This window comes from Vibrio sp. UCD-FRSSP16_30 (assembly GCF_001676025.1).
Classification (GTDB): Bacteria; Pseudomonadota; Gammaproteobacteria; order Enterobacterales; family Vibrionaceae; genus Vibrio.
Genome location: NZ_LZFW01000002.1, coordinates 217,021 through 240,175, shown reverse-complemented (window position 1 = coordinate 240,175; position 23,155 = coordinate 217,021). Strand labels below are relative to the sequence as shown.

Genomic DNA, 23,155 nt, shown 5'->3' with positions numbered 1-23,155 from the left:
GCGTGATTATTGTTAGATATTTGATCCGCGAGACAATCAAGAGTCAGCTGGCCATCTTTTTCGTACTGTTTTTAATCTTTCTTAGTCAAAGGTTTATCAGTGTGTTGGCCGATGCCTCAAACGGTGACATTCCAGCCCGGTTAATTATGACTGTGGTTGGCTTAAACATGCCTGCAATGGGGCTGTTAATGTTACCTCTTAGTTTATACATAGGTATTTTGCTTACTTTTGGCCGTTTGTATGCCGAAAGTGAGATAACCGTGATGAATGCAACCGGAATTGGGAACAAATTTCTCATTCAAGCTGCTTTATATCTGGCGGTTATTACCTCTGGTGTTGCTGCATTCAACTCATTGTACTTTTCCCCTTGGTCTCAAGATAAAGTTGCTCAAATAATGGATCAACTGGCTGCCGAAACCAGTGTTGAACTGTTACAAAAAGGGCAATTCCAAAGTACGCCTGATGGCACTGCGGTTGTCTTTATTGATGAATTAAAAGATAAAAAGCTGACCAATGTTTTTGTAGCGCAAACGGTAGGCGAAGGTTCAATTCGTCCAAGCGTGGCATTTGCCGACTCAGGTGTGGCGAAAGAGCTATCCGATGGTCGTCAAATCTTAACCCTGCAAAGTGGTACTCGATTTGAAGGGATACCTACTCAGCTTGATTATATGAGAACCGACTTTAACGAGTATGACGCGCTCATCGGTCAGCGAGAAGTGAAGCCAAAAGGTCGAGATTACGAAGCCGTACCAACAATACAACTGTTTAATAACCCTGATAAAAAAGCCAAAGCGGAGCTGCATTGGCGGATTAGTTTAATTATCTGTATTCCGCTTCTTACGCTGGTGGTTATTCCGTTGTCTGCGGTAAACCCAAGGCAGGGGCGCTTTGCTAAAATGGGGCCTGCTATCTTGTTTTATCTTGCCTACTTTATGGCGATAAGCGCCGCAAAATCAGCAATCGAAGAAGGTAAGATCTCGGAGGTGGTTGGCATGTGGCCGATGAATATAGCCTTATTGATGGTGGGTATTATTCTCAACTCGATTGATAGTCTGCCGGTCAGGCGCTGGAAAGATAAACTACGCCAGAAGAGGGCCTCGTAAGTGTTTAAGATTCTCGATTTATACATAGGCAGAACCATCATCGCCACTACCAGTATTTGTTTGGTTACGCTGGTGGGCCTATCTGGCATCATTAAGTATGTAGAGCAACTGCGCAAAGTTGGGCGAGGCACTTACGATTTGTTGCACGCGCTTTATTTTGTCTTGCTGAGTGTGCCTCGTGATATTGAACTGTTTTTCCCTATGGCGGCGCTGTTAGGTGCATTGATTGCTCTTGGCACACTGGCTACCAGCTCAGAACTGACCGTTATGCAAGCGGCAGGTTATTCCAAAGTAGACATTGGTATGTCAGTGCTAAAAACAGCACTACCTTTGATGCTATTGGTGATGTTGCTAGGCGAGTGGGGCGCACCACAAGCGCAGAAAATGGCTCGTGATTTACGCACCATGTCTATTTCTGGTGGTCACATGGTGTCTACACGTACTGGTGTTTGGGCAAAAGATGGCGATGACTTTATTTATATCGGCAACGTTAATGAGCAAAAACTCAAAGCCATCAACATCTGGGAATACGATAAACAAAAAGAATTAATGAGAAGTATCTTTGCCCAAAGTGCTGATTATATTGGTGATAAAACGTGGCAGCTTAAACATGTAACGACCACGCTCTACACCAACGAAACCGAAATAAGTAAGAAAAAAGAAGATACGCTGGCATGGAAAACCACTCTAGAACCTGACCGGTTAGAGATAGTGACCGTGAAACCAGAGGAGTTATCACTTACTGGTCTATACGGCTATGTAACGTATTTGAAAGACTCAGAACAAGATGCCTCGCGCTACGAATTAGCCTTCTGGCGTAAAATAACGCAACCATTATCCATTGCGGTCATGATGATGCTGGCATTGTCGTTTGTGTTTGGCCCACTGCGTAGTGTGACCATGGGAGCGAGAATACTATCAGGCGTCATTGCCGGATTCTCGTTCTACATATCGTCAGAATTTTTTGGACCATTAAGTGTGGTGTATCAAATCCCGCCGATGTGGGGGGCATTAGCCCCAAGTGTCGCCTTTATGCTAGTGGCGATTATACTGCTAAGGCGAAAGCTCTAAATAGCAGATTAAGCAAAAGTAAAAACATAAAAGGAAGGCATTGCGCCTTCCTTTTTATTTGCGGAGTATTATTAAGATTCTCTAGCGAGCTTTAGGTAACACCACAACTTCCGTCTTCGCCCATATATCGTGAAAACCACGATTATGAGGATCGATAGGCGCACAAAGGTTACTTAAACCAAAGGCTGATGTCGCCACGCGAATGCACGCTTGAGTTACGCTAATCAGTGAACCGTCACTGTTTTGTACTTTAAGCTTCCAAGCTCTCATACCCAGTGTTTGACCGGCTTTTGTCCAAAAGAACACAAAGAAACCAATCCAGACCGACGCCAGATACAAACTAAACAATACACTCCAGGTAGGATGATTGGTGAGATAATCGCTGGCATCGATATATTGACCATAGTTCATCACGCCTGCTGCAACCAAGGCTTCAAAGACAGCCACAACCAGACCTGCCGCCATCATCAACACGGCAATAATGATAAGAGCATCGTAAACCCAAGCTCCGAGACGTCGCATTAACCCAGCTTTAGGTAAAGAATTTTGAGCGTTCATACGTTATATATTCTAATTAGACTATTTTGGGCGTCAGAATATCCATTTGTCAGCCACCTGCAAAGCGTTACAGTGCAAAAAAGAGGGGTTCATGCCTAAAAAACATTCGAACGAATCATAATTGTAATATTTACCCTTGCACGGCATCGCCTGTTCCGTATAATGCAAAACGTACCTCAAAGGTACACCGTGCCGGTATGGTGAAATTGGTATACACGACGGATTCAAAATCCGTTGCCTTCGGGCGTGGCGGTTCAAGTCCGCCTACCGGTACCATTATTTAATGATAAAGCCTCGACTTCTGTCGGGGCTTTGTTGTATCTGGGGAAACCAAAGCATGACATCTGCCTCTCTGTTTGTGATGAACGCTTCCTCTATTGAATAGGTTTAATTAATTCTGACGTTTCTCAAACTTCATTTTATATCGATTCAGAACTCAAGAAAGTAGCAATACCGCTACAAACGATAAAAATCATAAACTTACATAAGTAAAGTTAGTACTACTAAGTTGTAGTGGGTTAAGGTTGGTTTTAGTTCACACGCCTTTTATTGATGATAAATCAAAGTTTACAATCGGAATTTGTTAAATTTTCAAAGCTGGTTCCTAGACGATTATTATTCATTTGGTATTATGTGCCAATTGCTGTCTAAATTAAAAAGGTAAGGCTATGGATTTTATTGAACGATTACAGGGGCTATCTAAAAAAATAGCACAAACTGGTTCAAGACTAGAAACAGAAGAGGCGACAAAGAATGCTTTGATAATGCCATTCTTACATTCAGTTCTTGGCTATGATGTTTTTGACCCAACAGAGGTGGTTCCTGAGTTTAATGCTGATACTGGTACTAAAAAGGGAGAAAAGGTTGATTATGCACTCCTTAAAGATGGTGAAGTACAAATTCTAATCGAATGTAAAAAATTTGGTGAAAAATTATCTACTAAACATGCAAGTCAATTATTCCGCTACTTCTCTGTAACTAATGCTCGAATTGCGATTCTGACAAATGGTGAAGTATACGAGTTTTATACTGATTTAGATGCCCCAAATAAAATGGATGAAAAACCTTTCTTAATTCTTAACATGTCAGATATTGATGAGCATATTGTTCCTGAAGTTAAGAAGCTAACTAAGTCATCTTTTGACGTTGATTCCGTTGTTGATGCTGCTGGTGAGCTTAAATACCTCAATCAAATTAAAAAAGCACTTCAAGAACAGTTTAAAAACCCTGAAGAAGATTTTGTTAAGTTTTTCACTTCAAAGGTTTATGAGGGTGTTCAAACTGCAAAGGTTAAAGCTCAATTCTTAGAAATTACATCTAAAGCATTAAAACAGTTTTTAAATGATAGTATCAATGATAGGTTAAAATCAGCTATTGGTACTAATGATGATATTGCGGTTACAGTAAAAACTCCTGAATTAGATACTGAAATAACAACAGAAGCATTAGAAGATAGTAAATCAAAAGTAGTGACAACAGATGAAGAAACAGATGGTTTTAATATAGTTAAGGCTATTCTACGTGCAAAACTAGATGTTTCACGTATCACTGCAAGAGATACTCAAAGCTACTTTGGTATCCTACTCGATGACAACAACCGTAAGCCTTTGTGTAGATTGCATTTTAATGCCAAGCAAAAATATCTTGGTGTTATAGGCGAAGATAAAAAAGAAGTTCGTCATCCAATAGAAACATTAGATGATATATATAACCTGTCTGATGTTTTGCTTAAACAAGCATCTAAATACGAATAATTATGAGTAAGGGAGGTCACGCTCCCTTTTTAATATGAAATATTTCACTGAACCAAGATACAGCTCAATTGTCATTATATTATCTGTAATCCTCGCATTCCTTAGTAGTTATAGTAATTCAATTATAATACATATACTTAATTGGCTTGTAATAGTTTACTTTATTTTTGAAGTGTTTTTTAAGATAAAGAAAAACACTTGGCATGTATATATATCTTCGTTAGGTAATAAATTTGATTTGTCCATAGTCCTTATAAGCTTAGCTTTCTTGTTCTCTCCAACAGAAGCTATTGGGAGTGTCGTATACCTTCGGATATTTAGGATGATATCTCTCATAAAAGTAATAAGATTAATGCCTGATACCGAGCATATTGTAAATGGTCTTATTCGTGGTATTAAAGCTTCAAAAGCAGTGTTGATTTTATTAGGTATACAATTAACATTTTTTTCTTTATTAGGCTTTACTTTATTTTCCAATATTATTCCTGAATATTTTGGTGATCCGTTGCGATCTATGAATACTATTTTTGGCATATTTACGGTAGAAAATTGGGGGGCAGTTCCAGAAGCAGCAAAGGCTCTTAATCAACCGTATGTATATTACTCTGTAAATGCATTTGTCATTATGGTTCTAGTGTTAGGAGGGTTTATCGCTCTATCGTTAGCTAATGCAATTTTCGTTGACGAAATGGCTAGTGATAATAACGATCAGTTGATGGGCGAAATATCGTTTTTAAAAAATGAGCTTAGTGAAATAAAAGATCTATTAAGAAAAATCGATAAGTAGAACTTAATGCAATAAGGTTCATTGAGTCTAGTGGTGCACTTGCGATAACTTCCACCTATCAAACCAATAATTACTAGCGATTATTCTCCTTCTAAATTGTGAACTATTCTATGCGCAGTTGGGTTTAGAGATACATTATTGTGAATAAAAAAGCGTTGGTGGTAGAAGGTGGGGCAATGCGTGGTATTTTTGCTGCGGGTGTGCTGGATGCTTATTTAGATTATGAGCATTTGCCTTTTGATTTTGCAATTGGCGTGTCCGCTGGGGCGTCTAATCTATTAGGGTTTCTTGCACAAAGTAAGCATAGAAATTACAAAATCATTACCGAGCTTGCGACCTCAAAAGATTTTTATAGTCTGTCTCGTTTTGCTAGAGGTGGTAACTTAACGGATGTGAAATGGTTAAGTGATGCCTCTATGGATAAGTATCCCATTGATCTGGATGCGTTATTTAACTCCATTCCTTTTTACGCGGCTACCACGGATATCGAATCTGGAGTGGCTCGATACTTTCAGGTTTCTCGGCAAAATATGTCTGGGGTGATAGAGGCAACAACCGCCTTGCCTATCGCTTATAAAGGCAGTGCGTGTTTCTCTGGTAGCTGTTTTACCGATGGTGCGGTAGCGGATTCAATCCCGGTAAAAGAAGCGTATCGACGCGGCGCCCGTGATATTACGGTGATTCTGTCTCACCCTTTGTCTTACAACATGCCAGAATCTAAGAGCCATTGGTTGATGAAGCGTTTATTGAGAGAGACGCCAAAGGTGGCAGAAACATTAACAACCCGAGCCATACGATACAATCAGGTACTGGAGTTTATTCGCTTTCCTCCTACTGATGCAACCATCCGCGTGATTGCGCCGCCAGAGAACTTCCCTGTGAAGCGTTTGACACGTAAAAGGCAATTACTCGATATTGGTTATCAAATGGGGTTAGAAGCTGGGCAAAACCATGTGCTCAATCTACAAGGTAGAGAGCGGTTTTCTGTGGAAGAGTGTACTGCTTGTTATGCGATTTAAGGTGGCTATTATCTTTCGCTAGCCTGCCTATTAACATCCATCGAGCACGGTTCCTATGGTCGGTGTTCCGCCATCTTGTGGGTTGTAATAGTAGGAGTAACAAAGATCGGCCAGTTCATATCCAATAGGCCATACCGTCACTAACCCCCTTTGGCCGCTGTAGTTATCTGGTATTGGAAATCCAGGTACATTGTTGCCCCATTGATTACCCACACCACACAGATCATGTTTTACGCAAGTGGCTCTAACGTCGGTCCATTCAATGACTTTTCCTATGTCGAGTATGTGTTGCCATGCATCTCGCCAGTGTCCTGCTACGTGTCCATTGTATACGGTCACTGTTTTGCCAATGCTTGGCAGGTTAACGGTGCCATTGGTTACCCCTTGAATCTGCGCTTTAAATAACACTTGGTCTGCACTTGCACGCATGGCTGAGGCAACCATCGTCATGGTGTTTATGCGAGCATCAGTCGATAACCGTATGAATTTGGGTATGGCAACTACGGCCAGTATGACCATAAAAACAATAACGCAAATGAGCTCTATTAAGGTAAATCCTTTGGATTTTTTGACCACAATACATCCTTGTTATTGTGAGGTTTAATAAACTTTTGGTAGGCGTAACACGCTGTTTATATTGATAAAATCATTGTGTTTATAATTCGCAATACTAAAAGGTAGCATTATTATTACCGAAATCAAATCAGTCTTGATATTAAAGGTTCCGTTAAAACAAAAAAGTCGCCAATAACATTTATTGGCGACTTTTGCTCTTAGGTATTTAGGGCGAACGCATGAGTGAACACTTATCGATCAATCATGCACATCATCGCCACAAGACGCTGTGAAATCATCCTTGATGTCGAAGGGTAATAAGATCGCATAGGCCGTCTTGCATATGTATCTAGTACTATTTCAAACTGGCTTTCGGAAAAAGCATGAGTAAGAAATAGCCCTTGTTATCATCGGTTAGATTAAGCTTCTTGTTCAAAGAACTGAGGAAGGTAAGCTTTATTTTCCTCTAAAATGTCTTCAGCAAGTTTCTTAGCTTTTGGTACGCTTATAACTGTACGGTTAAGTGTAAGAGCATTGATAAGCTTCTGGCGCGAACCGGTGAACCACGCATCAACGACTAGCTTTTCAAAGCCGAGTTGAGTTTCAATCATCGCTTTCTGGAACGTTGGAATTTTACCAATGGAATAGGGTTCTACTCCATGATTCATCAATGCTGCTGGTACTTCGACCATAGCATCATCTTGCAGATTGCTGATAATGCCGTTGTTAGGAACAATGACAAGGTATTTCTCACCCTGATTAAATAGCACTGATGCAGCGACACGGACCATGTAGATACCATGAACGTCTGCGTGCATGTTCTCACATTCGGTCGTGTTGTTTTCAATAATACGGCGACACATACTAAAGACCGTTTTCTCTCGGCCATTAATCACTTGACGAGCACGAGTATTATTAATGTCTTCTTTTGCTACCATCTTCTCTGGGTATAGGTAGTACTGTAGATAGGTGCTTGGTAGATACTCCGGATTATCCGCCAGCATCATCTGCATGTTTTTAAATGTTGCTTGCCATGATTGATCGTGGGCAATATCAACCGCACTTGCTTCTAACCCTTTTTCTAGGATGATGTCTTTGATCTTTTGTGTAAGGTCTTCACCCTGACGGTTACGAACTTTTGTAAACCAACCGTAGTGATTAAGGCCGTAGTATTCTGGCACTAAATCCCAAAGCTCACAGCCTAGCATTTTTGCGTAACTTTCCATGATCACACACGGCATATCACAGATATTGAGAATCTTTTTATTGTCCGGATAGACGCGGTTGAGTGCCTCTGCAACGATAGCCGCAGGGTTGGTGTAGTTAAGCACCCACGCATCAGGGCTGAACTTACGAATATCTTTTACCAAGTCAATCATATCGCCAATAGAACGAAGACCATAAGCCATGCCACCTGCACCACAAGTTTCCTGCCCAACGCAACCGTGAGATAAAGAAATTTGTTCATCGCGTTCACGCATGGCAAGGCCACCGGTACGAATTTGGATAAAAAAGACGTCAGTATCTTTGAAGGCTTCTTCTCGGTTAGTCGTGTAAACAAACTCTTCTACTTCCGGATATTTTTCCTTTAGAAGGATCTTCGTTGCTTCCGAATTAAGTTTTTGGCGTTCGCCATCAATGTCATAAAAACGAATGGTTTTAAGCGGTAGATTTTCTTTTTCCGCGATTAAGCTCATCATCATACCTAAAGTATAAGTAGAGCCGCCGCCGATAATGGTTAGGTTTTGTCGTTTCACTGTAGGGCCTCGTCTTGTTGTATGTATTGGCTATGTACATATAATGTATACATATCGTATACATGTCAACATATGATAAGCAGTTAATGTCTATTTAATGTATACTTCCTGTAAGACACTAAGCTTGAGACGTTATGAAACCGGTATATTTAAAAATTGTTGATGATCTTGTTGAGCAAATTGAAACAGGAGTTTACAAAGAAGGGGACATGATTCCGCCGGAGAACTTGTTGCTTGAGGTGTACGGTGTAAGCCGAATGACGGTAAGAAAAGCGCTTGGGTTACTGGTAGATCAAGATTTGCTTTATCGAGTAAAAGGACGGGGTACGTTCGTTAAAAAAAACAAATCCGCTGTTCATGATGCCTTTTATCTCAATGGTTTTTATGCAGAAGTGAAAGCTCAGGGTAAAAAGCCAACAACTGAAATAATAACTTTTGAGGTGCTGGAGCCAGATGCTTTGGTGGTCTCCAAGTTAGAAATTGATGAACACGATAAGGTTTACCATATTGAACGATTGCGACTCATTGATGGTGAGCCTGAAATGCTGGAGCGCACTTATTTACCTTTATCGCTATTTTCTGACTTAACTGTCGATGCTATGCGAGGTTCAAAGTATGAGTACATTGAAGCGAAAGGCATGAAAATTGCGCAAAGCAAACAAACCGTAATGCCTGAAATTGCAGAGAAAAAAGTAAATAGCCTATTGGGTATAAAAGATGACTCACCATTATTGAAGGTGCTCTCTGTGGGTGAGTTTGATGATGGAACGATTTTTGAGTACAGCGTTAATTACTTCAAGCTCAATCAATACAGTTTTGAGTTTATCGCTAAGCGTCCAAATTAACCTGTAACCACGTTTATAGCTTGAAAGCCTCCTCTTAGCCTTCACTCGTTTGCTTGACGATTTGCTTCTCAGTTTAATGTGATTTTTCCATAAAAAAGCCCGGTTAATTCATTATCTTAACCGGGCTTTGAAAGTCTTTGCTTTATTGTTGAGTTCTAATCTTAGGTGTCTTGAGAATCGACACTAGAATAAAAACGTTATTCAACCGTTACCGCTTTTGCTAGGTTACGAGGTTGGTCAACATCAGTACCTTTGATGATGGCAACGTGGTAAGACAGCAATTGCATTGGCACTGTGTAGAAGATTGGTGCGGTGATTTCGTTTACATGAGGCATCTTGATGATCTTCATGTTTTCATCGCCTTCAAAGCCCGTTTCTTCGTCTGCAAATACGTATAGTTGACCGCCACGAGCACGTACTTCTTCAACGTTTGATTTAAGTTTCTCTAGCAGGTCGTTATTTGGTGCAACCACAACAACTGGCATGTCAGCATCAATCAAGGCTAGTGGGCCGTGTTTAAGCTCGCCTGCTGCGTATGCTTCTGCGTGAATGTAAGAGATTTCTTTAAGCTTCAATGAAGCTTCCATTGCGATAGGGTAGAACTCACCACGACCAAGGAACAAGGTATGATGCTTATCGGCAAAATCTGGGGCTAATGCTTCGATTTCTTTATCAAAAGCTAATGCTTTTTCAATGGCTTGTGGAAGTTCATGCAAAGCGTGAACAATCTCAGTTTCGCGAGCTTCATCTACGCGACCTTGCAAGCGACCAATAGAGACAACCATCATTAGCATTGCTGCAAGCTGAGTGGTGAATGCTTTGGTTGATGCTACGCCAATCTCTGTTCCTGCGCGGGTCATGAAGGCAAAGTCTGATTCACGAACCAGTGATGAGCCTGCCACGTTACAGATAGTCATTGCTGCCATGTAGCCTTTTTCTTTTGCTAGGCGTAATGCAGCAAGAGTATCGGCTGTTTCACCTGATTGAGAAAGAGTCACAAGCAAGCTGTTTGGACGAGTAACAAATTTGCGGTAACGGAATTCAGAAGCGATTTCTACGTCACAGCTTACGCCAGCAATAGATTCGAACCAGTAGCGAGCGGCCATACCTGAGTTGTATGAAGTACCACAAGCGATGATTTGAACGTGCTCAACTTTGCTTAGGATCTCTTCGGCGTGTACACCGATAGCGTTAGTGATCACAGAGTCTGCTGAGAGACGACCTTCCATTGTGCTGATAAGTGCAGTAGGTTGCTCAAAGATTTCTTTTTGCATGAAGTGGCGGTATTTACCTTTATCGCCAGCATCGTGTTCAGCGTTAGATTCGTGTTCTTCACGCTCAACAGAGTTACCTTCTTTATCGAAGATAGAAACATCACGACGAGTAATTTCTGCAATGTCGCCTTCTTCTAGGTAGATGAAGCGACGAGTGACGTTAAGTAGTGCTAGTTGGTCAGAAGCTAGGAAGTTTTCACCTACGCCACGGCCAATTACGATAGGGCTACCAGAGCGAGCAACAACAATGCGGCTAGGATCTTTACGATCAACGGCTACAGTACCGTAAGCACCTTCTAGTTGTTTGGCTGTTTTTTGTAGCGCTTCAATCAATGATGCTGATGTTCTTAGTTCCCACTCGACTAGGTGAGCAATAACTTCAGTATCCGTTTGAGAAGTGAAAACATAACCGCGTTCAATAAGCAGCTCGCGCAACTCTTCGTGGTTTTCAATAATGCCGTTATGTACTACTGCAATATCGCCAGAAACGTGTGGGTGAGCGTTTGCTTCGCTTGGTTCACCGTGCGTTGCCCAACGTGTGTGTGCAATACCAGTACCGCCGATAACGTGTTGTGCATCAACAGCATCAGCCAGTTCTTGAACTTTACCTAAACGACGTACACGAGTAAGGTTTGACTCGCTATCAACAACAGCAACACCTGCTGAGTCATAACCGCGGTATTCAAGACGGCGTAAGCCTTCGACTAGGATTTCTGCTACATCACGTTGTGCTACTGCACCAACAATTCCACACATGTTTGATTCTCCGGTTTGTCTTCATGCTGAGAAGAAGACGATAAATATTAATTACTTTTCTGCTCGTATTACACGCACAGATTTAGATTCGATAATGTTTTTAGCTTCGTCAGATAAGCTCTGATCGGTGACCACTACATCAATGCTATCCCACGCCAGTTCTAAGTTTGGAATGCGACGGCCAATTTTGTCTGATTCAATCATCACGATAACTTCGCGAGAGACTTCAGCCATCACGCGGCTTAAACCAATCAGCTCATTGAAGGTGGTGGTGCCTCTTGCAAGGTCAATACCGTCTGCACCAACAAACAACTGGTCAAAGTCATAAGAACGTAGCGCCGCTTCTGCCACTTGTCCTTGGAATGAATCTGAATGTGCATCCCAAGTGCCGCCAGTCATCAATAGGGTAGGTTCACTTTCTAATTCGTTAAGAGCGTTTGCCGCGGTTAATGAATTGGTCATCACAACTAAGCCTTTTTTAGTGCTTAGTTGAGATATGAGCGCCGCCGTTGTGCTGCCGCTATCAATAACGATACGGTTATGGTCACGAACTAAAGAGGCTGCTGTAGAGGCGAGTGAAAGCTTTTCTTCTGAGATAAGAAGATCAATTTCTTCGGCAACGGTTTCTCTAGGTAAAGAGACTGCGCCGCCATAACGACGCAACAATTGACCGCTTTGCTCTAAAGATGCCAGATCTTTTCTGATAGTGACTTCAGATGTGTCATAACGTTTTGCTAATTCTTCAACGGTGGCTTCACCTTGCTCTTCTATTAAAGAAGCAATTGCACTGCGTCGAATTTGAGTATTTCTTTTAGTCATAACTGATTTAGTTTCGTTTTGATTGTTTTATTCTTTCACATCGAAACTTAGATGTCTACAAACTGAAAGTTTATTTAGCTTGTGGGTTGAGTTAGATCAAAGAATTGCAGGCTAACTTACGAAGTGAAGAGGATAATTTTCTTTGTGAAATATGCATGATTTTATATGCCATTGCTTTCGTTGTGAAAGCCTATTGTTGATGACTATATGAGCGAAATGGTGGTGATTAGAGGACTTTTTTACCGATCAAGATCAAAATCTTATGATTACCTATTGGATAATATGCTGACTTATTTTACACTACAAAAAAACATCAAACCCTAAATTCAAAAAGGTAGAGTTATGAGACTTATTCCGTTAAGCAATGCTGAAAAAGTAGGTAAGTGGGCTGCTCGTCATATTGTTGAGAGCATCAATAAATTTCAACCAACGGCTGAACGCCCATTTGTATTAGGTCTACCAACAGGTGGCACACCACTAACTACGTACAAAGCACTTATCGATTTGTACAAAGCGGGTGAAGTAAGCTTTAAGAACGTTGTTACGTTCAACATGGATGAATATGTCGGTATTGATCCTAAACACCCTGAGTCTTACCGCTCTTTCATGTACGACAACTTCTTTAACCACGTTGATGTTCAAGAAGAAAACATTAACTTGCTTGACGGTCTAGCTGACGATATCGACGCTCATTGCGCTGCATACGAAGCTAAAATGAAATCTTACGGCAAGATTAACTTGTTCATGGGTGGCGTTGGCATTGATGGCCACATTGCATTTAATGAGCCAGGTTCATCTCTATCATCTCGCACTCGTATCAAGACACTAACTGAAGATACTCGTATTGCGAACTCTCGTTTCTTTGATGGTGACATCTCACAAGTACCTAAGTACGCACTTACTATTGGTGTTGCTACTTTGCTTGATGCAGAAGAAGTAATGATTCTTTCTCTAGGTCACAACAAAGCTCAAGCTCTGCAAATGGCTGTAGAAGGCTGCATTAACCACATGTGGACTGTTACTGCGCTACAAATGCACAATAAAGCTGTTATTGTTGCGGATGAGCCAGCACAACAAGAACTTAAAGTTAAAACTGTTAAGTACTTTAACGAGCTAGAAGCTGAAAACATTAAAGGTTTATAATCTTTAATCACGCTGAATAAAAATTAATGTTCGACGCTACTTAGTGCCATTGGTATTAGTAGCGTCGAATTTTTTTTGCGCTATTTCTGAACATTTAATTACTGTGATTGGTATAAATGTCATCTCTGTAATGGTAACAGATGCGATCGCACCGCTAAGGACTGATTATTGCTTGCTGTAAGGTGGTTTTGTTTGAGTGGTTTTATGAGGTAAGGTCGTTCTCGCGACATAGCTGAGCCACTATATCGGTTACAGCCAGTACTAATGTTGATCGTACACGTTGGAAGTGTCTGCTTAAAAACATATCTAAAGTTGCACCGCTCATGCCTTCGGTAAGAGAAGCATTAAACTCTAGGGGAATCAGTGTTTTTACGGCATTGATTTTGTTTAATTCAAATAAAACATCGACTTCGGTAAAGCTAACTTTATCGCCTTGAAATTTTGCCCATTCTCTTAAAGTGACAAAAATATCAATATCATCATAAACTTCTTTAGAGATGCTGCCTAAACCCAATAACAGTTTTGTTCTTACTAAGATCTCTCCTAGCGGTCCATCATTGGTCAATAAGGGGTCGACAACAAACTTCACTGCGTAGTCATCTTTAAATAAGATGCTTTTTAGTAATGCATCAACAGTATCGTCTAATACATCATAAGCAATCAACAGGCATTCATGGGCACTCTCTGCTTCAGAAAGGGCTTCTAGGAGTTCTGTTTCGTGCTCAGGCGTTATTGGCATACAACTCTTAATACTGTGCAAACGGGGTGTGAAAGGTGCTTCATGAGAAGCACCTAAACGAGGTTTCATTAGATTGCTAAATAAGCTGCTTCTGCGCGCTTAACGACTTCTGAGTCAACACTCAGCTCTGAGTAGTGAGCTAAGGTTTCAGCAAAGCCTTTTTCGGCAAACATTGCTTGAAGTTCTACAGCTTGCGGATCATCGTCATTTTTATAATGGAATGCAGCAGCAATCCCTTTAACTAAATGATCATTTGGCAGGCTGTATTCTAACGTACCATTTAAAGGTTTGACTAGACGATCTTGCGGACTTAGTTTACGAATTGGCTGACGGCCCACACGATCAACTTCATCGCGAAGGTATGGATTCGCAAATCGACCTAAAATCTTTTGGATATAGGCTGCATGAGCTTTGGCTTCAAAACCGTAGCGACGAATAAGAACCTCGCCACTTTCTTCCATGGCTGCGGTGACTTCTGCGCGGATAGCATCGTCTTCAATTGAGTCTTTAATTGTCTCGTGACCGGCGAGTACGCCTAAGTAAGCAGTAATCAAGTGACCAGTGTTTAAGGTAAACAGTTTACGCTCAACAAACGCCATTAGGTTATCAGTACATTCCATTCCTGGGATGTTAGGCACATTGCCTTTAAATTGTGTGCGGTCAACAATCCACTCACTAAAGGTTTCAACCGTGACTGCTAGCGGGTCAGTTTCACCTGCTTCTGCTGGTGGCACGATGCGATCCACTGCTGAATCGACAAAACCAACTTGTTGATCAGCTTTTGCTTTTACGTCATCACTTAAATGCCCGTACACCGCTTCTTTAAGCTGACTTGTACCACGAACCATGTTTTCACAGGCAATGATGTTTAACGGCGTTTCATTGCCTTGGAAGAAGCGAAGTTCGATTCCTTGGGCAATGGTTTTTGAAATAATGTTTAGAACAGTTGGACCAACGGCTGTTGTCACTAAATCTGACTCAGCGATACAGTTGATGACCTCTGAACTGGTCGAGTTTACGGCTGTGACATTGGATACGGTTTCTACCACACAGTCTGCGCCAACCACTTTAACGGGGTATTCATTGCGCTCGATAAGAGCATTTACCACAGTTTCATTTACATCTGCAAACGTGACTGAGATGCCAGCATCTGATAACAATTTACCAATAAAGCCACGCCCAATGTTACCTGCGCCAAAATGTAGAGCTTTCATAACGGTACCTAATAAAGATTAATAAGAATAAAAAGGAGGCCAGCGGAATGTTAGGGGAGCTGGCCTCGTCACTTACTTAGGAGCATGACTTAAGCATTACTTACCGTTGAGAATATTGAGTACATCCTGAGGATTTGATGTATTTTTCAATAACTCAACTGCTTCTTCGTCATCAAGTGAATTTGTGATAGCGGTGATTACTTGGATATGCTCGTCACCTTGTGCGGCAATACCAATCACCATCTTAGCAATGTCATCTTCTTCTTCACCCCACTGAATACCTTCAGGGAATTGGCAGAAGACAATGCCAGTGCTTTTAACGTATTTTTTAGCTTCGATAGTACCGTGTGGTACTGCGATAGACTCACCTAGGTAAGTAGACACTAGTTCTTCACGAGCTAACATTCCGTCAATATATTCAGGGCTAACGTTGTTTAGTCTTACAAGTTGTTCACCTGCAAACTTAATCGCTTGCTCTTTGGTTTTTAGATTTAAACCTAAGAAGATATTGTCGTCAGATAGTTGCAGCGTACCTTGTGGCTTAGTGTCTACTGCTACTGGCGCATCAGTTTTTTTTTCAGCACCTTGAGCGTCTAGCAATTGCGCGACAAGCTTGTCGTATACGCCACCATCTAGGAAGTTAGAGAGTGAGATATGATGAGCATCACTGACAACAGAACGAGCACGGTCGGTAAGATCTTTGTGAGTAACAACGATATCGACATCTTGTGGAAGGTTGTTGATAGCAAGGTTAGTCACTGAAATATTTAGACCAGCTGCTTCTACCTTTTTGCGTAGTAGACCAGCACCCATCGCACTTGACCCCATACCCGCATCACAGGCTACGATAATGTTTCTAACTGCTGCCATGCTTACGTTACCAGCACCTTTAGAAGACGCTTTCATGTCTTTCATTTGGCTTGCAGCTTTTTCTAGTGAATCGTCTTCATCATCTGATTGAGCTTGAGTCTTCATTAGCAGTGCTGCAACAAGGAAAGAAACCGCTGCTGCTGCAATAACCGAAAGGATTACGCCGATGAATGAATCTTTAGGTGTCATGATAAGGACAGCAAAGATAGAGCCCGGTGATGCTGGTGAAATGAGACCTGAACTAAAGATAACGTTAGTGAATACGCCTGTCATACCACCTGCGATTACCGCAAGAACTAGGCGAGGGTTCATTAATACATATGGGAAGTAGATTTCATGGATACCACCAAAGAAGTGGATAATAGAAGCACCAGCAGCTGATTGCTTAGCGTTACCTTTACCAAATACCATGTAAGCAAGGAGTAGACCAAGACCTGGGCCTGGGTTTGCTTCGATTAGGAAGAAGATTGAGCGACCAAGTTCTTCTGATTGCTGAACACCTAGTGGTGTAAAGATACCGTGGTTGATAGCGTTGTTAAGGAATAGGATTTTTGCAGGTTCTACGAAAATAGAAGCTAAAGGAAGTAAACCAGCATTAACCATTACATCTACGCCAGCCGCTAGGCCAGTCGATAGTAGCTTAACTGCAGGGCCTATGACTAAGAATGCAAGGATTGCACAAATCATACCGATAATGCCGGCAGAGAAGTTGTTCACTAGCATTTCAAAGCCACTCTTCACTTTACCGTGAACAGCTGCATCAAATTTCTTAATTGCAAGGCCACCAAGAGGACCAACAATCATTGCACCCATAAACATTGGGATATCAGTACCAACGATAACACCCATTGTCGTGATAGCACCAACAACCGCGCCACGTTCACCACCAACCATTTTACCACCGGTATAACCAATCAATAGAGGCAATAGGTAAGTAATCATTGGGCCAACCATGGCGGATAGTGTTTCGTTAGGTATCCAGCCTGTTGGTATAAATAGTGCGGTAATGAAACCCCAAGCAATGAATGCACCTATATTAGGCATAACCATGTTGGAGAGGAAACGACCAAAGTTTTGGACTTTTATCTTCGCTTCGGGAGATAGCATAGGTGACCTCATTTATTATTTGAGCCAGATGGCACTGTTGTTTTGTTTAACGTTGGGAAAAATCTAACACATAATTTTGAAAATGCATTATCCGGCAATAAAATGTGATGCGTGTCACTTTATATTTACCGTGCGCATCAAATCATAGTGATCTAAGTCACAAATAACCGCTGTTGAAAAATTACACAAGACACCAAGTGATAATCGCTATCAACTAAAGGTGACTTAAGTCACGTTATTATTATGGGTGATAAAAAATAGAACGTGATCTAAATCCCATTTATTGCTTTAAATAATTAGAATTATGAATGAGTGGTTAATTGTTGATTTATTTCGGGTTATGAAATAAACAAAAGCTAAATTCAATCTAGATCTCGTAATTTAATTACATGATTTGGTGCGCGTGACTAAAATAACAGACAAGGTGTCAGTGAAAATTTGCAGCAGGGTAGGTAGAGCCGGGATAAATAAGCTTACTTGCTGGTAATTAGGGCGCTTTGGGTATTTAAGCTAGAAGTAGAAGTCGATTGGTATTATTTGTGGAACTATTAAAATCAGCAAGGATGACTCGCTGCTTTTTACGATAGGCATAATCAGCAGATACAAAAAAGCCCCAGTCCGAAGACTAGGGCTTATAATGTGGCTCCCCTTGCAAGACTTGAACTTGCGACATACGGATTAACAGTCCGCCGTTCTACCAACTGAACTAAAGGGGAATTACTTTTAAGTAAATAAATGGTGCCGACTACCGGAGTCGAACTGGTGACCTACTGATTACAAGTCAGTTGCTCTACCTACTGAGCTAAGTCGGCACACTATATTTTGTTGGCTTTCGCCTAACTAAACTCTATCACTATTTAGTTAATAGTATTAGATTCTAGTTTAAATGTGGCTCCCCTTGCAAGACTTGAACTTGCGACATACGGATTAACAGTCCGCCGTTCTACCAACTGAACTAAAGGGGAATTACTTTTAAAGTAAATAAATGGTGCCGACTACCGGAGTCGAACTGGTGACCTACTGATTACAAGTCAGTTGCTCTACCTACTGAGCTAAGTCGGCACACTATATTCTTTACTGATGTCTAAGACACCAACAATTAAATTGTGGTGCCCGGAGGCGGAATCGAACCACCGACACGAGGATTTTCAATCCTCTGCTCTACCGACTGAGCTATCCGGGCGACGGGGGGTATTAAACGGTTTTTCCCTATTCACGTCAACAAAAAAATGCAAAAAAGATTCCACTTGGCGAAAATCTAGTCCGAAGTGTATATTTTCTGTATAAAAGAGTGCTTTTTTAGCCAATTCCAAACAAGTTGCGCATCCGGTTTTTGCTGTATTACGTGCTACAGGTAAAGGGCAAAGCAAATAATTTTGCGACTTAAGTGCAAGGATCATGAGATTACAGTGAGTAATAACTTATCGAGTGCCAATTCCGGTGATTGTGAAACATTCAGACTAGATAACTTTTACTGTGCTGTTTTATTACTCATTAGAAAGGGGAGCGAATTGCAGCATGCAGATAAAGCTTAACTCAGAATTTAGATAAGTGCAGCTGGGAGTAAATCGAGACAGAATGTATGGCAGAAATAAGAGTATTAATACAATGATACCAATCGTCGCCAGTCACTGGGAAGCGCTGCGGGTTAAAACACTTAATAGCGGTGCTTACTATGAGTTATTAATTATGAGTGATTAATTATGAGTAGCGCAATCTTGTGAATGCTTAAAATGCAGATACAAAAAAGCCCCAGTCCGAAGACTAGGGCTTATAATGTGGCTCCCCTTGCAAGACTTGAACTTGCGACATACGGATTAACAGTCCGCCGTTCTACCAACTGAACTAAAGGGGAATTATTTGAGCAACACTTAGCGTGTTACGCACCAAATAATGGTGCCTCGAGGCGGAATCGAACCACCGACACGAGGATTTTCAATCCTCTGCTCTACCGACTGAGCTATCGAGGCAAAAGAATGGTGCCGACTACCGGAGTCGAACTGGTGACCTACTGATTACAAGTCAGTTGCTCTACCTACTGAGCTAAGTCGGCACACTATATTCTTTTTGCTTCACTGACGTTCTATGAACACCAACAACAAATTGTGGTGCCCGGAGGCGGAATCGAACCACCGACACGAGGATTTTCAATCCTCTGCTCTACCGACTGAGCTATCCGGGCAACGGAGCGTATTAAACGCATTTTTCGTAAATCCGTCAACTGCTTTTTGAGTTTTTTTCAAAAAAACGTGTTCTTTGCCTTCTATTTGACCATATTGGTTAAATTATCCCTTACCTTGATTAAATTCCCGCTTAAATTTAGTCACTTTTTGCAAATACTTACGCGACTCCATATTTCGATGTTTATTGGTTAATGCCCAATAAACTTGATTTGGCTGCAAGGCATTGATGTGTTTTAGTGCATTATTTCGACTGTTTCGGTCAAAAGTATTTAACACACCGCCAGTGCCACCGTTATAAGCGGAGATCATAGCGTACTCTAAAGATAAGAAATTATGGATATCTTTAAGGTAACGATTTTTAAGGATGTAAAAGTACGCAGTTCCTACATCAATATTATTCTCTGGATTAAACAGATATTCGGGTGATGGCATACCGGATTTTTTCTTCACTAGCTTAAATACATCGGCACCGGCTGTTTTAGGTACGACTTGCATTAACCCGTAAGCATTAGCCCAGCTGACCGCGTAGGGGTTAAAACTACTTTCAGTTTTGATGATCGCATAAATAAGATCTTCGGGAATATCGTAACGCTGTGAGGCTTTTCTTACGATATTGGCATACTTATAAGAGCGCACATCAGAGTGGGTCGAAACCATTGGAATTTCGACATAGTGGGCTATTTTATAGTCCACTTTTTTGGTTTTCATCTTGTGTGCGATCAAATAGTCAGCAAAACGGTTAGCACGCCAATTCCATTGGATAGCTTTACCATCTTGATCGACAACTTGTTGATATAAAAAGGGTTCACCCTCTAGTTTTATATTTGCAGATGAAAATAGATCTACGTGAGCAGGATCGTCAGGTGTCAATAAAGTGGTAATTATGGCGGTTTTTAGATGCGCTTTAGGATCGCTAGTGGCGACGGTTTCAATGGTGATCTTACCCGTAGAAAAGTTCACTTCAGCACGGCTGTCATAGTTATCTATGTATTTGACATAGTTACTCTTACCGGCAACTTTAACCTGATCTTTACCCCATTTCTTTTCGATATCACCAGTAAAACTGTTGATCAACGAATCTAATGCATCGGTATCTTTTTCAAACTGTCCGGGACTTGGAGCAAGGTTATGCGCGGCAAATCGACTGGTAGGTTCGTAGTTAACGTCATAAATTTTTTCTACAAATTCACGACTGCAACCGGTAAGCATTGCTGGAACGAGCAAACAGGGAAGGAGTAAAGAAAGCAGCTTTTTCATTGGCATCCAAAAACAAAAAAAGAGTGGCTAAAGCCACTCAATAGATATTACTTACTTGGTGGTGTATAACCATCAATGACAACTTCTTTACCTTCAAACAAGAAATTAACCATTTCTGTTTCAAGCAATTTACGATGTTCAGGGTCCATCATATTCAATTTCTTTTCGTTAATAAGCATGGTTTGCTTGCTTTGCCACATTGCCCACGCCTCTTTTGAAATGCCATCAAATATGCGCTTACCAAGTTCACCAGGATAAAGTTGAAAATCCAGACCATCTGCATCTTTTTTTAGATGTTCGCAAAATACTGTGCGGCTCATGAGTTGTTCCTTATGTTAGATCGTACTTAAGGTTTGCTAATAGGTTCTTAACCGGTGTAGCCAGCCCAAGTTTTTGTGGTTGTGACAAGTTATACCAAAGACCTTGGCTTTGTTCCATTACAAGGCTAGGTCGCTGAGTTAGGTTTATTAAAACAGGTGTGATGTCTAAATGGTAATGGCTAAAAGTATGTTTGAATGCAATCAATGTTTTAGTCGTATTTATTTCAGCTTGTGTACAGCCAAACTGCTGTAAAAAATAATCCAAATCCGCGCTAGGTTGCTCAGGAAAACAGTGCAGTCCTCCCCATATACCTGATGGCGGTCTTAGATCCAGCCACACTTCATCTTGGTAGTGTAGGATGACAAACCAAGTTTGCTTAGTTGGTTTGTCTTTTTTGGGCTTTTTACCGGGATAATCGGCCTGAGAGTGCTGTTTAAAGGCGATACAGTGTTCTGATACTGGGCATAAAGAGCATTTAGGCTTACTACGTGTACAGACCATTGCGCCCATATCCATCATCGCCTGATTATAGTCATCTACCTGCTGTTGCGGGGTATGCTCCGTTGCTACTGCCCATAGTGCGTTTTCAACGCTTTTCTTGCCCGGCCAACCTTCAATGGCATTGGTACGTGCCAGAACTCGTTTTACATTGCCATCAAGAATGGCGTGCGGCTGTTTAAACACCGAAGATAAAATGGCCGCAGCGGTGGAGCGTCCAATTCCGGGCAGAGCATTAAGCTGTTCAATATCTAACGGAAATTCACCGTGATATTGGGTTGCGACAATCTGCGCCGCTTTATGTAAATTGCGTGCTCGGGCGTAATAACCAAGCCCTGTCCAAAGGTGTAACACTTCATCAATATGAGCATTGGCAAGGGATTCAACATCTGGAAATTGAGTGGTAAAGCGCTCGAAGTAGGGGATAACGGTTGCGACCTGAGTTTGCTGCAACATTATCTCAGACAGCCATACCCTGTAGGCGGTTTTTCCCTGCTGCCAAGGAAGGTGTTTTCGACCGTATTGTTGATACCAGTTAAGTATTTTATTTGCGAATGGCGTCACTTATAGCCCAGAAAATTAGTCATCAAAGATTAGAAATTGCACCATAATAGAAGGGAGATGTAAAATTGAGTTGTACTGAATAAGCCTAACTTTTGGCTATTATGCTGAGAAATTGGAATAAATTAGCCTAGAAACGGTTTATGCACTTGCGTAATGAAGATTTCTTTGGATAATTCCCGCTTTGATTAATCGATGAACAGGCAACAGAATGAGCGAAGTAACGACTAACGAATATACCGAAGACGGCAAACTGGTGAGAAAAATCCGCAGTTTTGTTCGTCGAGAAGGTCGATTGACTAAGGGTCAAGAAACCGCTTTGAATGATTGCTGGTCTGCAATGGGCATCGATTACCAAAATGAATTACTAGACTGGACACAAGTGTTTGGTAACGACAATCCTGTCGTACTAGAAATTGGCTTTGGTATGGGTACTTCTTTGGTTGAGATGGCAAAAGCTTCTCCTGAGAAAAACTTTATCGGTATTGAAGTTCATCGCCCCGGTGTTGGCGCTTGTTTGAGCCAAGCTCGCGATGAAGGTGTGACTAACCTACGTGTGATGTGCCACGATGCGGTAGAAGTGTTTGCTAACATGATTCCTAACGCTAGTTTGCATACCCTACAATTATTCTTCCCAGACCCTTGGCATAAAAAACGTCACCATAAGCGTCGTATCGTTCAACTTGAGTTTGCTGAAATGGTACGTGAGAAACTGCAGCTAGAAACCGGTATTTTCCATATGGCGACAGACTGGGAAAACTATGCCGAGCACATGGTTGAGATCATGAATCAAGCGCCAGGCTTTGCCAACATCGCAACCGATGGCGATTACATTCCTCGCCCTGATGAGCGACCATTAACTAAGTTTGAAGCTCGTGGCCATCGCTTAGGTCACGGTGTTTGGGATATTAAATACAAACGCACTGCTTAATTCTAATCGAGTTATTATAGGGGCAGGTTACGA

At 41.4% G+C, this 23,155-nt stretch carries 19 protein-coding genes and 10 tRNA genes; 9 read left to right on the top strand and 20 right to left on the bottom strand.

Translation table 11 applies throughout. The features are described 5' to 3' along the window. The first annotated feature begins 2 nt into the window (after positions 1-2). Together lptF and lptG are read left to right on the top strand one after the other, a co-directional pair. Positions 3-1,103, top strand: a complete 1,101-nt coding sequence (lptF, locus tag A9260_RS02605; RefSeq protein WP_068695889.1) for an LPS export ABC transporter permease LptF — start codon at positions 3-5, stop codon at positions 1,101-1,103. After that, positions 1,104-2,174 carry an LPS export ABC transporter permease LptG gene (lptG, locus tag A9260_RS02600; protein ID WP_068695887.1) on the top strand — a complete coding sequence of 357 codons (1,071 nt, stop codon included), beginning with the start codon at positions 1,104-1,106 and terminating at the stop codon, positions 2,172-2,174. It begins immediately after the preceding gene. An 81-nt stretch (positions 2,175-2,255) separates the two neighbouring features. Here the strand turns inward: lptG and A9260_RS02595 are convergent, their stop codons facing one another. Then, positions 2,256-2,732, bottom strand: a complete 477-nt coding sequence (locus tag A9260_RS02595; protein WP_068695884.1) for an RDD family protein — start codon at positions 2,730-2,732, stop codon at positions 2,256-2,258. Positions 2,733-2,923: 191 nt separating this feature from the next. Here A9260_RS02595 and A9260_RS02590 point away from each other — a divergent pair. The 4 genes from A9260_RS02590 (at position 2,924) to A9260_RS02575 (ending at position 6,292) form a co-directional block, all read left to right on the top strand. After that, a tRNA-Leu gene (locus tag A9260_RS02590) sits at positions 2,924-3,008 on the top strand. Positions 3,009-3,400: 392 nt separating this feature from the next. Further along, on the top strand, positions 3,401-4,486 hold the full coding sequence (locus tag A9260_RS02585) for a type I restriction endonuclease (RefSeq protein WP_068695881.1): 1,086 nt from the start codon (positions 3,401-3,403) through the stop codon (positions 4,484-4,486). A gap of 34 nt (positions 4,487-4,520) precedes the next feature. After that, positions 4,521-5,273, top strand: a complete 753-nt coding sequence (locus tag A9260_RS02580; RefSeq protein WP_068695878.1) for an ion transporter — start codon at positions 4,521-4,523, stop codon at positions 5,271-5,273. A gap of 140 nt (positions 5,274-5,413) precedes the next feature. Next, a complete protein-coding gene (locus A9260_RS02575) occupies positions 5,414-6,292 on the top strand; it encodes a patatin-like phospholipase family protein (RefSeq protein WP_068695876.1) in 879 nt (292 codons plus the stop codon). Positions 6,293-6,322: 30 nt separating this feature from the next. Here the strand turns inward: A9260_RS02575 and A9260_RS02570 are convergent, their stop codons facing one another. Both A9260_RS02570 and A9260_RS02565 read right to left on the bottom strand, forming a co-directional pair. Next, complete coding sequence (locus tag A9260_RS02570) at positions 6,323-6,868, bottom strand: pilus assembly FimT family protein (RefSeq protein ID WP_197485219.1); 546 nt, start codon at positions 6,866-6,868, stop codon at positions 6,323-6,325. 398 nt (positions 6,869-7,266) lie between these two features. Next, the gene (locus tag A9260_RS02565) at positions 7,267-8,604 is read right to left on the bottom strand and encodes a 6-phospho-alpha-glucosidase (protein WP_068695875.1); all 1,338 of its coding nucleotides are present in this window, start codon (positions 8,602-8,604) and stop codon (positions 7,267-7,269) included. 134 nt (positions 8,605-8,738) lie between these two features. Between A9260_RS02565 and A9260_RS17160 the strand changes: the two genes are divergently transcribed. Further along, positions 8,739-9,449, top strand: coding sequence for a GntR family transcriptional regulator (locus A9260_RS17160; RefSeq protein ID WP_068695873.1), 711 nt, complete (start codon positions 8,739-8,741; stop codon positions 9,447-9,449). 197 nt (positions 9,450-9,646) lie between these two features. On the opposite strand, the gene glmS is transcribed toward A9260_RS17160, so the two are convergent. Both glmS and A9260_RS02550 read right to left on the bottom strand, forming a co-directional pair. Beyond that, positions 9,647-11,479 (bottom strand): glutamine--fructose-6-phosphate transaminase (isomerizing), encoded by a 1,833-nt coding sequence (glmS, locus tag A9260_RS02555; RefSeq protein WP_068695872.1) that lies wholly within the window; start codon positions 11,477-11,479, stop codon positions 9,647-9,649. 51 nt (positions 11,480-11,530) lie between these two features. Continuing rightward, positions 11,531-12,298: a DeoR/GlpR family DNA-binding transcription regulator gene (locus A9260_RS02550; protein WP_068695870.1), complete on the bottom strand. Its 768-nt coding sequence runs from the start codon at positions 12,296-12,298 to the stop codon at positions 11,531-11,533. Between the two features lie 342 nt (positions 12,299-12,640). On the opposite strand from A9260_RS02550, the gene nagB reads away from it, so the two are divergent. Then, positions 12,641-13,441, top strand: coding sequence for a glucosamine-6-phosphate deaminase (gene nagB / locus A9260_RS02545; RefSeq protein ID WP_068695868.1), 801 nt, complete (start codon positions 12,641-12,643; stop codon positions 13,439-13,441). A 202-nt stretch (positions 13,442-13,643) separates the two neighbouring features. Here nagB and A9260_RS02540 read toward each other — a convergent pair whose 3' ends face one another. The 15 genes from A9260_RS02540 to mutY form a co-directional block, all read right to left on the bottom strand. Next, a complete protein-coding gene (locus A9260_RS02540; RefSeq protein ID WP_068696046.1) occupies positions 13,644-14,180 on the bottom strand; it encodes an MltR family transcriptional regulator in 537 nt (178 codons plus the stop codon). Positions 14,181-14,248: 68 nt separating this feature from the next. After that, the gene (locus A9260_RS02535; RefSeq protein WP_068695866.1) at positions 14,249-15,394 is read right to left on the bottom strand and encodes a mannitol-1-phosphate 5-dehydrogenase; all 1,146 of its coding nucleotides are present in this window, start codon (positions 15,392-15,394) and stop codon (positions 14,249-14,251) included. 96 nt (positions 15,395-15,490) lie between these two features. Next, the gene (locus A9260_RS02530) at positions 15,491-17,371 is read right to left on the bottom strand and encodes a PTS mannitol transporter subunit IICBA (protein ID WP_068695864.1); all 1,881 of its coding nucleotides are present in this window, start codon (positions 17,369-17,371) and stop codon (positions 15,491-15,493) included. Between the two features lie 640 nt (positions 17,372-18,011). After that, positions 18,012-18,087 (bottom strand) — tRNA-Asn (locus tag A9260_RS02525). A 20-nt stretch (positions 18,088-18,107) separates the two neighbouring features. Continuing rightward, a tRNA-Thr gene (locus A9260_RS02520) sits at positions 18,108-18,183 on the bottom strand. 77 nt (positions 18,184-18,260) lie between these two features. Then, positions 18,261-18,336, bottom strand: a tRNA-Asn gene (locus tag A9260_RS02515). 21 nt (positions 18,337-18,357) lie between these two features. Continuing rightward, positions 18,358-18,433 (bottom strand) — tRNA-Thr (locus A9260_RS02510). Positions 18,434-18,478: 45 nt separating this feature from the next. Beyond that, positions 18,479-18,554, bottom strand: a tRNA-Phe gene (locus A9260_RS02505). Positions 18,555-19,150: 596 nt separating this feature from the next. Continuing rightward, positions 19,151-19,226 (bottom strand) — tRNA-Asn (locus A9260_RS02500). Between the two features lie 39 nt (positions 19,227-19,265). Further along, positions 19,266-19,341, bottom strand: a tRNA-Phe gene (locus A9260_RS02495). A 7-nt stretch (positions 19,342-19,348) separates the two neighbouring features. Further along, positions 19,349-19,424, bottom strand: a tRNA-Thr gene (locus A9260_RS02490). Positions 19,425-19,477: 53 nt separating this feature from the next. Beyond that, positions 19,478-19,553: transfer RNA gene (locus A9260_RS02485), tRNA-Phe, on the bottom strand. A gap of 103 nt (positions 19,554-19,656) precedes the next feature. Next, positions 19,657-20,811, bottom strand: coding sequence for a membrane-bound lytic murein transglycosylase MltC (mltC, locus tag A9260_RS02480; RefSeq protein ID WP_068695862.1), 1,155 nt, complete (start codon positions 20,809-20,811; stop codon positions 19,657-19,659). A 47-nt stretch (positions 20,812-20,858) separates the two neighbouring features. After that, complete coding sequence (locus A9260_RS02475) at positions 20,859-21,131, bottom strand: oxidative damage protection protein (RefSeq protein WP_068695860.1); 273 nt, start codon at positions 21,129-21,131, stop codon at positions 20,859-20,861. 10 nt (positions 21,132-21,141) lie between these two features. After that, entirely contained in the window at positions 21,142-22,194 is a 1,053-nt protein-coding gene (mutY, locus tag A9260_RS02470) for an A/G-specific adenine glycosylase (RefSeq protein ID WP_068695858.1), read from the bottom strand. Positions 22,195-22,402: 208 nt separating this feature from the next. Between mutY and trmB the strand changes: the two genes are divergently transcribed. Next, positions 22,403-23,122 (top strand): tRNA (guanosine(46)-N7)-methyltransferase TrmB, encoded by a 720-nt coding sequence (trmB, locus tag A9260_RS02465; RefSeq protein ID WP_068695856.1) that lies wholly within the window; start codon positions 22,403-22,405, stop codon positions 23,120-23,122. The last annotated feature ends 33 nt before the right edge of the window (positions 23,123-23,155 follow it).

Bases quoted from the DNA above. Each gene is read 5' to 3' on its own strand.
- A9260_RS02595 (WP_068695884.1), bottom strand. From the start codon at position 2,732: ATGAACGCTCAAAATTCTTTACCTAAAGCTGGGTTAATGCGACGTCTC.
- A9260_RS02585 (WP_068695881.1), top strand. From the start codon at position 3,401: ATGGATTTTATTGAACGATTACAGGGGCTATCTAAAAAAATAGCACAA.
- A9260_RS02580 (WP_068695878.1), top strand. From the start codon at position 4,521: ATGAAATATTTCACTGAACCAAGATACAGCTCAATTGTCATTATATTA.
- A9260_RS17160 (WP_068695873.1), top strand. From the start codon at position 8,739: ATGAAACCGGTATATTTAAAAATTGTTGATGATCTTGTTGAGCAAATT.
- glmS (WP_068695872.1), bottom strand. From the start codon at position 11,479: ATGTGTGGAATTGTTGGTGCAGTAGCACAACGTGATGTAGCAGAAATC.
- A9260_RS02550 (WP_068695870.1), bottom strand. From the start codon at position 12,298: ATGACTAAAAGAAATACTCAAATTCGACGCAGTGCAATTGCTTCTTTA.
- nagB (WP_068695868.1), top strand. From the start codon at position 12,641: ATGAGACTTATTCCGTTAAGCAATGCTGAAAAAGTAGGTAAGTGGGCT.
- A9260_RS02540 (WP_068696046.1), bottom strand. From the start codon at position 14,180: ATGCCAATAACGCCTGAGCACGAAACAGAACTCCTAGAAGCCCTTTCT.
- A9260_RS02535 (WP_068695866.1), bottom strand. From the start codon at position 15,394: ATGAAAGCTCTACATTTTGGCGCAGGTAACATTGGGCGTGGCTTTATT.
- A9260_RS02530 (WP_068695864.1), bottom strand. From the start codon at position 17,371: ATGCTATCTCCCGAAGCGAAGATAAAAGTCCAAAACTTTGGTCGTTTC.
- mltC (WP_068695862.1), bottom strand. From the start codon at position 20,811: ATGAAAAAGCTGCTTTCTTTACTCCTTCCCTGTTTGCTCGTTCCAGCA.
- A9260_RS02475 (WP_068695860.1), bottom strand. From the start codon at position 21,131: ATGAGCCGCACAGTATTTTGCGAACATCTAAAAAAAGATGCAGATGGT.
- trmB (WP_068695856.1), top strand. From the start codon at position 22,403: ATGAGCGAAGTAACGACTAACGAATATACCGAAGACGGCAAACTGGTG.